The sequence below is a fragment of the Prevotella sp. HMSC077E09 genome (genome assembly GCF_001814685.1).
Taxonomy (GTDB): Bacteria; Bacteroidota; Bacteroidia; order Bacteroidales; family Bacteroidaceae; genus Prevotella; species Prevotella oris.
Genome location: NZ_KV817475.1, coordinates 1 through 10,191, shown reverse-complemented (window position 1 = coordinate 10,191; position 10,191 = coordinate 1). Strand labels below are relative to the sequence as shown.

At 37.5% G+C, this 10,191-nt stretch carries 9 protein-coding genes; 8 read left to right on the top strand and 1 reads right to left on the bottom strand.

Annotation, left to right across the window (positions count from 1 at the left end; genetic code table 11):
* Positions 1-190 precede the first annotated feature (190 nt).
* The 8 genes from HMPREF2983_RS00045 (at position 191) to HMPREF2983_RS00010 (ending at position 8,656) form a co-directional block, all read left to right on the top strand.
* The gene (locus HMPREF2983_RS00045) at positions 191-1,150 is read left to right on the top strand and encodes a TOMM precursor leader peptide-binding protein (protein ID WP_008449695.1); all 960 of its coding nucleotides are present in this window, start codon (positions 191-193) and stop codon (positions 1,148-1,150) included.
* A 12-nt stretch (positions 1,151-1,162) separates the two neighbouring features.
* Positions 1,163-2,458 carry a YcaO-like family protein gene (locus HMPREF2983_RS00040; RefSeq protein ID WP_009012965.1) on the top strand — a complete coding sequence of 432 codons (1,296 nt, stop codon included), beginning with the start codon at positions 1,163-1,165 and terminating at the stop codon, positions 2,456-2,458.
* A 4-nt stretch (positions 2,459-2,462) separates the two neighbouring features.
* Positions 2,463-3,347, top strand: a complete 885-nt coding sequence (locus HMPREF2983_RS00035; RefSeq protein ID WP_009012966.1) for a SagB/ThcOx family dehydrogenase — start codon at positions 2,463-2,465, stop codon at positions 3,345-3,347.
* On the top strand, positions 3,331-4,197 hold the full coding sequence (locus tag HMPREF2983_RS00030; RefSeq protein WP_232214123.1) for an ABC transporter ATP-binding protein: 867 nt from the start codon (positions 3,331-3,333) through the stop codon (positions 4,195-4,197). The genes HMPREF2983_RS00035 and HMPREF2983_RS00030 overlap by 17 nt, the downstream gene beginning before the upstream one ends.
* Positions 4,198-4,344: 147 nt before the next feature.
* Positions 4,345-5,067: an ABC transporter permease gene (locus tag HMPREF2983_RS00025; RefSeq protein ID WP_008449671.1), complete on the top strand. Its 723-nt coding sequence runs from the start codon at positions 4,345-4,347 to the stop codon at positions 5,065-5,067.
* A 77-nt stretch (positions 5,068-5,144) separates the two neighbouring features.
* Complete coding sequence (locus HMPREF2983_RS00020; protein WP_230586368.1) at positions 5,145-5,597, top strand: hypothetical protein; 453 nt, start codon at positions 5,145-5,147, stop codon at positions 5,595-5,597.
* Between the two features lie 45 nt (positions 5,598-5,642).
* Positions 5,643-6,425: a tetratricopeptide repeat protein gene (locus HMPREF2983_RS00015; RefSeq protein WP_008449717.1), complete on the top strand. Its 783-nt coding sequence runs from the start codon at positions 5,643-5,645 to the stop codon at positions 6,423-6,425.
* Positions 6,426-6,490: 65 nt separating this feature from the next.
* Positions 6,491-8,656 carry a TonB-dependent receptor gene (locus HMPREF2983_RS00010; protein WP_009012969.1) on the top strand — a complete coding sequence of 722 codons (2,166 nt, stop codon included), beginning with the start codon at positions 6,491-6,493 and terminating at the stop codon, positions 8,654-8,656.
* A 167-nt stretch (positions 8,657-8,823) separates the two neighbouring features.
* Here HMPREF2983_RS00010 and HMPREF2983_RS00005 read toward each other — a convergent pair whose 3' ends face one another.
* Positions 8,824-10,068, bottom strand: coding sequence for an ISAzo13 family transposase (locus HMPREF2983_RS00005; protein ID WP_100067234.1), 1,245 nt, complete (start codon positions 10,066-10,068; stop codon positions 8,824-8,826).
* Positions 10,069-10,191: the final 123 nt, after the last annotated feature.

The window sequence follows — 10,191 nt, the reverse complement described above, 5'->3', positions numbered from 1 at the left end:
TATATGCTTATCCACACTAAATATCTACTGTCCCATTTATCTGTTACGCAGAATGAGATTTTAGCAGTTATTCAAACAACTATCAAAAATCAACAAGTCTGTTTTTGAAGCCAGACTATCTTTCGATTCATCACGAAAGGAAGAAGCGGAAGATAGCTGGTTTCGATTTTACCCATTAAATTAAAAAACAATGAAACAATTTGATATATTCTTCGATAATGACAATAAACTGTATCAAGTAAGAACCAAAACAGATACAACAACCATAGAATTTACAGATTCCGAAAAAGAACTGATTTTTAAAGACTTGATCAGATTGTACGATACACGGGATAAAATATCTTTTTCAACAATCCAAAAACTATTAAATAAGGCTGACTATAACAAACTTTTGGATGTAGTAAAAGAGTTACAAGAATGTGGAATTCTAGATGAACTGAATTTCGAAGCAGAAGGTGCCACTGTTATTTCTGATATATATAATGAAGTCAATCACAAACCGGTTTCAGAAATGAAGATTGCTTATATTGGCAATACAGATTTTGGCAACCAAGTGAAAGAGAAATCATCCGAATATAACATAGAACATTTTGTTATCTACTCAATAGATGAATTGTCGGATGAAACAATTGAGTCAATCCTCTGTAACAGCGATTTTATCATTGTTGATTCTTTGACTTGGAATCCGTACAAAATGCACATTATCAACGAGAAGGCATTGAAACACAGCAAACCATGGTTATTGATTGAAGGACTGACTTTCTCTGGAAAATTCAGTATTGGGCCGATTTTCCACGGCAAATACACAGGATGTTATGATTGTTACAAAAATAGAATAAGGAGCAATGACGAATTCATCAACTTCAATGACTCTTACGTTAAATACCTTGAAACAGAGAAAGCATCAGCAAAACCAGACTTGAATATCCAACCGGTAGTAAAGGATATGGCTTCCGCTATTGTAATTGCAGATATGCTGAAGTTTCTTTATGCCTGGTATCCCCCGGAAACTTGGAAGTGTTGTATATTGATAAATCCGTCCAATTATGAAGTAGAAAAGCATACTTTTATAAAAGCTCCGATTTGTCATGTATGTAAACCAGCATTGGATTATAATCCGGCTCCGTGGCTCGAATCAGTAACTCTTTAACATAAAAAAACAATGGATGCAGTCAACAACTCTCTGATTAAAGGTACAATGCTGATTTCCAATCAGTTTGGAATCGTAAATCATGTATCCAAATTACCCAGGCTCAATTACGATCCTAAACTTGTAAGCTTTGGTATTTGGCCCAGCAACACTCTGGCTTTCGGAGCAGAAAAGTATGAAGGAAGAAGTAGCGGATGTAACTTTGATCTGCAAAAGTCATTTATGGGAACTTTAGGTGAAACGGTAGAAAGGTATTGCCCCGTATTCTACAATAAAGAGAATATGATCCTAAGTTCTTATAAAAATCTAAAAGTACACGCTATACCGCCCTCGGAATATGCCTTGTTCCATGAGAAGCAATATGCCCAGGAAAATTATCCTCTCCATCGGTTCGACGAGAATATCGAATTACATTGGGATAAATGCATGGATATTACTAATGGGAAAGAAACCTGGGTTCCCGGAGCATGCATCTATCTTCCCTGGTCATGTGAAAAGCAATGGATAAATGTAAGTACATCAACAGGCTTGGCAGCACATACGAATTGGGACAAGGCTTTGCTGGTTGCATTACATGAAGTCATTGAAAGAGATTCGTTTTCTCTCACTTGGTGGCAGAAAATAAGCGCTCCAAAAATTATTATAGACGAGGATATCAGCCATTTTATCCATGAGCGTTTTCCAGCAAGCTACGAGTGGCATTTTATGGATATAACTTACGATTTAGGTATTCCGACAGTTTATGGTATCTGTTTCGGTGAAGCCGAATATGGTAAATTTGTAGCCGTAGGCACTGCGACAAGAGACACCTATGGCGAAGCATTGAAGAAAGTTATTCTCGAAATGGGGCAAAGCGTCAGCTATTTCAGATATTTGTTAGGAGAGAAAAAGAATTGGCAGCCTTCTGAAAACTTTCATACATTACTGGATTTCGAAGACCATTCTATACTATATATAAAAAAACCAGAACTGTGCGAGGTCTTCAAAATCTGGACGGAAACAAAGCCGACCAGAAAGATTGATTTTCTTGAAGAGTCTGCACGCTCAACCAAAGAGAACATCCGGCACATTACCAGCGTACTGAAGTCCAAAGGTTACAATGTATTAGTAAAAGACATCACGACTCCTGATGTAAATCAGGCAGGCTTCTATTGTCTGAGGGTTATCGTTCCTCAATTAATACAAATGGGTGGTGCGTATTCCTTTTATTTCCTGGGCGGAAAAAGACTATATACGATACCGCAGGAACTAGGCTACAAATGCTATCCTTTTGAAGAATTAAATGTATATCCACATCCATTCCCTTAATAATATGAAAACAATAAAATCAAAAGCATTAATAGCAAGCTTAGATTCAGGACTATATGGAGCTAAAAATTTTGGTGAATCGTTGGCTTTGATTTTTAACGAGAATGTGAAATTTGATAAGTTTCTGATTCGCAAACAAGTTGAAAGTATCCAAAGTTTCTCCAATAAATACGTCCACCAACGCTCGTGCCAACCGTATAAAGTGTTTCCCACCAGCAAAGAGTATGATTTGAAACCTTATCTCAAAGAGATGCCTGGTAGTGAAAAAACCAATCTATTCAATATCCTTGCTAAGCGCCGTTCCGGAAGAGCCTATTCTCCTTACTCCATTTCGCTCAACGAGCTGGCGCTACTCTGCCATTATAGCTATGGAATTAGCGGAGAAGACTTTAATAAAGAATCAGAAGCTACGTTACGATTCAGAACGGTTCCATCTGCAGGTGCCTTATATCCACTTGAATTATACGTATATTTGAATACAAGTGTATTGCCTAAAGGAATTTACCATTATAGCCCCAATAAGTCAGTTCTCGAATTCATCAAAGAAGAAGATTATATGGAATATTTAAGAGAAAATCTCGTAGCAGAACCTTTCGTGGATTTGCAACATTGTAGTTGCGTGTTCTTCATCACGTCCTTCTTTGAGAGAGTACTTATCAAATATGGCGACAGAGGCTACCGATTTATACTTCAGGAAGTTGGATTTTTAACTCAGAACATCTCGTTACTCGCCGAATTTCTCGAACTTGGCTCTTGCGTTCTGGGAAGCTACGTTGATGACAACATCAACCAGATCCTCTCTGCTGACGGAACCTTTGAAACTGTGCAAAATGTGATTGTAATTGGAAAAAACAAGGAGGTTCAAGATGACAATGTTACAAGCAAATAATATTTCTTTTTCGATTCAGGGTACTTCCATCCTGCGCAATGTATCGCTGGAAGTTAATCCTGGAGAAATTGTAGCTCTATTAGGACAGAACGGTTCCGGAAAGACAACATTCATTGAGTTGTTGTGTAATATGATGAAATGTTCATCCGGCAATTTCGCATTTTTCGGAAAAGGCAACTTCGACCAGAACAAACAGAATATTGGTGTGCTTTGGGATAATCCGGTTATTTTCCCCATGTTAAAAGTCAAAGAAATAATCGGATTCACTCGAAGAATCTATAACATATCGGAATTGCCACGAGACATCTACGATTTCCTTGAATTAGATAAGATAAAGAATAGGTTCTTTTATCAACTTTCAAAAGGGGAAAGAAAAAGGGTTGCCATTTTTTTGTCCGTATTACATAACCCGTCATTGTTGATTCTGGATGAACCGACCGCCGATCTCGATCCGATGATAAGGGAGGTTATCTGGAGGAATATTTTCAAAAGCAAAAACCGGGGTGTCCTGTTCACGACACATCTTTGGGAAGAAGCCGGAAAATATGCAACCAAAATCTATTTTATCTACGAAGGGAAAATTATCTCGAAAGCATTGAGCCCGCAGGAATTGATAAATGAGTCGGCATATCAGCAAAAGATTGTCATCTCTAAAGAACTGTCCGGCACTGATCCTTTTGAAAATGATGAAAATGTATTGGTCATCCCAGATGATAAATTCCTCAAAATATACTTGAAGAGAGAAGATACCAAAACATTACAAAAGGTTCAGACCCGAACCTACAATTTTTCACTTATGCCTGTTGAGTTAGAGGATATATATCAAATTTTAGTAATGATAAAAAAATAACTTGGTATTTTTTTCTCTCTCTCCATGAAACCATATAGTTCCATTTCTGGAGTTTTTCATCAATTGAATACACTGCTCAAGACCGATGCCTCGGCTCCGAAAATGTACCAAGTTATTTTTTAATCATTACTTAACAAAATCAGAAAGATGAAAGTACTCATAGCTTCAATCTATTATCAATTGCTTTCTTCCATGAGAATCAAGCAAGCCGTATTTTTTACGGTGATATTTCCGGCATTTATTTTCCTTATATTTTCCAGTATATGGGGAATCAACAACAAAGAATATTGTGTATTCTTGCTGACGGGAATTTGCGCTATGACCATAGCCAGTGACGGATTATTCGCTATTGGCGGGGTTATCAAACAGTATTACACATCAGGAGTCATGAAGTTCATAAAAGTAATGCCTTACAACATCATTACTCATATTATCAGTTTGGTATTCAGCCGGATGATTTACATCCTGTTTTCTTTTGTAATACTGTTTATATTAGGTAGAGCCATATTTGGCGTGACATTAAACGTGCCGCAATACCTTTCCATACTGTCAGGATCAATATTGGGATTAATAGAGTTTTCTTTCTTGGGCTTACTGCTCTCTTTCACCAACATGAAAGCTGAAAGCGAAAAAGGATTAATCAACATCATCTATTTTGGACTGATATTTTTAAGTGACACATTTTATCCGATGACAGAAATAAATCCCGTATTCGAAGGCATTGTGGAATTCTCCCCGATTACGCCCGTGTTGAAAGTTCTCAGAGGTGATTATACCTATACATTGTATTTGGCTTTGTGGGCCGCGGCTTTCATGATAGCTTTCTATTTTTGTTTCAAAAGATTTCAAGTAAAAAGGAGTAAACAATGATCACATTTATAATTACTTTCATTATCCTGATGATGCTCCACGAACTGGCTCATGTATTGACAGCAAAGGCCGTAAATATGAAAATAGACAAAATAGGGGGCACTTGGAAACCTCTGCCTCATATTTATGTTTCTGTCATCAACGCACAAGTGTCTAATAAAAAGAATTTTTTATTCCTGATAAGCGGCAATGCTATGACATGGTTCTTATTCGTTATGCTAATGATTTACGGAAGTATGTTCAAAGTCCCTTATCCGGTTTATATGGCATTCGCCACTCAACTGATTTTCGAAACGAATCCATTCTTCTCGGATTACACAAAATTATTTTGCTATTACAAATACATGAAATGGTTAAAATTACAACTCAAAGTAGGTAACAAATTAACTTACAAAGAAATAGAGGCTAACCGTTCATTTATTATTCAAAAATATATGTATAGCAATATATGGTATTTGCAGTTCGTAGGCTGGGTATTTGTGGTGATTGCTCTATTATCACCTCACCTTTTACCTTCTATCATCCTGTGAATTGACATATATCTTTAATTTATCAACTCGTTAAAAAGAAAAAATATGAAAAAGTTTATCGTTTTGTTTGTTACTTTCTTTGCCATTGCAACTATCACTACAAGTACGCATGCAACCGGTATGAACCGTAATTCTTCTGTCGGAACTCCAGAGAATATATTAAATGGCATCCAAGACAAAATCGAGACAGCCATGAACAACTGTTTCGCCCGGAATTCCGTTTCTCCTCTTGACAGTATTTCCCAAAAGCTAAATAAACTGAAAAGTCAAAATAACATCGTACTTTATTGGAAATCTTACGTCAATTATTATAAAAGCGTCTTTTATGCAAAGCTGGGAGATAAAGACAAAAGCAAAAAAGCTATCAAAGAGGCATATATAACTCTGGAAAAAATGAATAACAAGAACTCGGAAGATTATGCATTGCTGGCTCTGACCCAAAGTTTTTATATACAATTCACTTCAGGAATGGCCGCCGGAGTCCTTTCATCTAAAATCACAAGAAATGCAGAGAAAGCTTTGAAGCTTGATTCAACGAATCTGAGAGGATGGTACGTTCTGGGCAGCAATGATTTCTATACACCCGCGAGTTTCGGTGGTGGGAAAAAAGTGGAGTATTATTTGAAAAAAGCTATTTCAACAGTGCCTAAAAGCATAAAAAACCCATATCTGCCTACTTGGGGAAGAGAATATGCTTTCGAACTATTAATCCGATATTACATCCAGAACAAAAAAATGAACGAAGCCAGGAAATATGTACAAATGGCGGAAAAAGAATACCCGAACAGTTACTTTATTGGTGAGTACAAAAAAATAATCAATAAATAAACCCTCCACCTACATAGGTAAGATAAAATCAAACGATTTATAAATAGCTAAATATCCGATCGAACATGAGAATAGACTTCCATTTATTCAGTTTGTTTCTCCTGTTTTTAATCAGGTCATCATATATATATGCGCAGGATGCGAATATACAGGGAAAAATAACAGATAAGAAAGGTGAACCTATATTGGCGGCCAATGTCTATCTGAAAAAAGAACCTGATAAGGGAACCATTTCTGATATAAATGGATATTTTATTCTCCGGTGTCAAAGCCATAGTTTCAACAATGATACGTTGATCATCTCTTTTTTAGGTCTGAAAACCAAAATCATTCCAACAGTGCACTTAGATACAAGCAAAGAGATATCAATCGTTATGGAAGAAGATCAACAGATGCTTGTAGAAGTAGTGATTATGGCTAATCCATCTTTATCAAGAGAATTCTCAATAAAAGAAGTTTCTAAATTTGATATTTATAATACCCCTTCTTCTGCCGGTGACGCATTGAAAATGGTCACTGTCCTTCCTGCATCCACCAATGTATCAGAAAGTGCCAATGTCGAATTGAGAGGAAGTGCCGGCGATATGTCAAGAGTGATGTTAAATGAAGTACCGGTATATAAACCCGTACGCAATTCCCAGATAAATGGAATCGGAAATTTCAGTCTGTTCAATACAGAAATGATAGAAGAGCAAAACGTCTATGCCAGTAATCCCCCATTGGTCTACAGCAATGCAACTGCGGGCCTGGTAGAGATAGGCACAATAAAGAAGTTGTCAGCAAGCGAAACGGCTCTCTCTCTATCACTTGCAAATATCGGTTTCCTCCACTCTCAGCCCATTAATAAAAAAAGTTTTCTTCAGATATATGGAAATTATCAATTTTCTAAACCTTATTTATGGGTCAATGCAAATAATAAGGATATTAATAAATTTTCATCAGAAGATACCGGTTTGAATTTTCATACAGAATTAACCAAAAGGTTAAGCATCAATCTTTATTCCTATTTTATTAATGAAAAGTATCTGGCTAATGATTATTCTTATACTTTTTCAGGGACAGTGGATGCAGGTAAAAGACGAAATTTCAATATTCTGAATTTCAAATACAAATTGGGCAAAGGATTTATCTCAATAAACAATGGCACAGACTTTTCAAACGAGGACTTTAAATTTGGCAATATTTTATCCAAGCAAAAGAACTGCTATGTATACAGTAACTTCGATTTCAAATATTATTTCACTCCGTCATGGAATTTACAATCCGGTTTTTCACATGAATATACCAAGCAAAATTACCGGAGCCGGTTTCCAAAGTATTATTTTGCGGTAAAACCTGAAAACCCAAGTTATTATTTTGAAAACAGTATATCAAACAACAACCTCGAATTTTATCTGTATAACAGAGTGCAGATCTTTAACGAATTAACTTTAGGTGTAGGAATCAGAAAAAATATACCTGTCAAGGAACAATCCGGATATTGGTCTTATCAAACGAACATAAAATATTCATTCAATAATTATAATTCTATATTGGCCTCTTTAGGGAAGTATAACGGATATGCAACCCCATATTACAACACACAGGAGTTTTCCTCCATATCAACGAGGCAGTATTCATTGGAGTATTCATTTTCGAGAAATGATTTCAATCTCCGGTTGGCTACATATCATAAGAAAGAAAATCTGAAGGAAAACTTTTCTGAAACAGATACTTCCGAAAGATTATTAAGAAAAATATGGGGAGCGGAAATCAGTATGAGTAAGAAATACGAAAATTTGACAGGTTCACTTGCATACACTTATCTCTATTCCAAATTCAGAAATGGGGGCAAATGGTATAACTCGTACAACCGGATGGACTATTTAATAAAAGCGTTTATTTCTTACTATCATAAGAAAGCAGGCACTGTCTCACTGTCTTGCTTAACCCGGCCCGGGCTTTATTATAGCCCGATAATAAATGCCGAGATAAATGAAACAGGGGCATACAAACCTTTATATGGCGATTATAATGTGAAACAATATTCAGGATATTGCAGCGTTGACTTCTCTTACAACAAAGTGCTGACCTTAAAATCATCCAATTTAATATTCTTTCTGACTGTCAACAACATCTTTGACATCAAGAATGAAAGCGCCATAATGTTCAGCGAAGACTATTCTACGATAACAGGATACAGACACTATAACAGACGTTCCATCTACACGGGAATGCAACTTCGTTTTTAAAACCATTTAGTAATGATAAAAAAATAACTTGGTATTTTTTTCTCTCTCTCCATGAAACCATATAGTTCCATTTCTGGAGTTTTTCATCAATTGAATACACTGCTCAAGACCGATGCCTCGGCTCCGAAAATGTACCAAGTTATTTTTTAATCATTACTTAGTAACGTTTAAAAAATAACTTGGTATTTTTTGTCTCTCCATGAAACCTTGTAGTTCCATTTCGGTAGCTCTTCATCAAAGGTAATATGCCGTTGACAGACATCATCATAATTGCTATCCACACAACGAGAAGTGTCGTACTTCTTTCTGTTGATGTTGGTGAAGACACAAAGGCCGGATTTCGTTCTGGCCTCTGCGGCAAGTTCGCATGCCTGCTCAACGCTCTCGAAGGAAATACCACTCCATACTCTGGTGATTTGAGAGAAAAGCCTGTGTTCAATGGGGTTCCACTTCGACGTGTACGGGGGATAGTGCGCCACTATTATGTCAATATGGAGGTCTTCGGAAAGTTTGATCAGCTCTTGCTTGAAAAGCCTGCTGGAACTGCTGTTGGAACCTCCACCGTCACAGAGCAACATGATGGCAGTTGCATGTGGATAGATGTCTTGGAGCACACGATACCAGTAGTACTTGAAGTTGTCGCAGAAGAACCCGGCTGTGTCATGGCTTATTCCGAAGCTCATGTATCCAGTATTCTTTTGAACATCGTAGATGCCATAGGGAATGATTTTGCCGCTTGCAAAGGAGGGGAAGTCATGGTCCCTGCATCGCGGCGACCTGTCGCAGTATACCTGTCCGCCTCTTCTGAATGGGCCGACCAACTCTTTCTTCTTCGTGTCTATACTGAAGACGGGTATGTGATTTTCTTCACACATGCTTCTCATTGCGGAGATTTTCTCGAACTGTTCGTTTCTTTTATTGCACTCTGCCATCGAGGTACACTTCTTCGGAGTGCGTTTCTTGAATCCCTCTTTGGATATGATTTGTTTGAGGGTGTGATAGCTTATGCTTATTCCGTAATCCACCTCCATCTTGTCTCTTATGATGCCAGGCGAATAGAAAAGCATGCGTACGCTCTCATCTTGCGGCAAGCCGCCTATGGCATCTTCCGTAATCTCCCGGAAGATGTCGATATACTCGGGATGAACACTGAGAATACTCTTTCTGCCTCCACCTTTCTTCCTTATGTGTCCGGCAGCAATTGTGTCCCCGCTCTCAAGCTCGTGAATACCTCTATACACTGTATTTCTGGTGACATGATATGTTTTGCAGACCAGACTCACGCCGTGCGTTCCAAGTTCCATCGCCTTGTGGGCACAGAACAACCTGCGTTGGCGTTCGTCCAGATTGGCGACTTCTGGGAAACTCCCTGATTTGTCGCACTCGCTATGTCTTCTCTTGTATGCTTCCACCTGCGCCCTGCGCAAGGGCAAAGATACAAAAAATAAACGACAACAAAGAATTAAACAACAACGTATATCATTACGTATCAGTTAATTAAACCTTAATTCCGCAACACTATTATAAATTAAACT

Coding starts and splice junctions, on each gene's coding strand:
- HMPREF2983_RS00020 (WP_230586368.1), top strand. CDS start 5,145: ATGAAAATAGACAAAATAGGGGGCACTTGGAAACCTCTGCCTCATATT.
- HMPREF2983_RS00015 (WP_008449717.1), top strand. CDS start 5,643: ATGAAAAAGTTTATCGTTTTGTTTGTTACTTTCTTTGCCATTGCAACT.
- HMPREF2983_RS00030 (WP_232214123.1), top strand. CDS start 3,331: ATGTTACAAGCAAATAATATTTCTTTTTCGATTCAGGGTACTTCCATC.
- HMPREF2983_RS00040 (WP_009012965.1), top strand. CDS start 1,163: ATGGATGCAGTCAACAACTCTCTGATTAAAGGTACAATGCTGATTTCC.
- HMPREF2983_RS00010 (WP_009012969.1), top strand. CDS start 6,491: ATGAGAATAGACTTCCATTTATTCAGTTTGTTTCTCCTGTTTTTAATC.
- HMPREF2983_RS00045 (WP_008449695.1), top strand. CDS start 191: ATGAAACAATTTGATATATTCTTCGATAATGACAATAAACTGTATCAA.
- HMPREF2983_RS00025 (WP_008449671.1), top strand. CDS start 4,345: ATGAAAGTACTCATAGCTTCAATCTATTATCAATTGCTTTCTTCCATG.
- HMPREF2983_RS00035 (WP_009012966.1), top strand. CDS start 2,463: ATGAAAACAATAAAATCAAAAGCATTAATAGCAAGCTTAGATTCAGGA.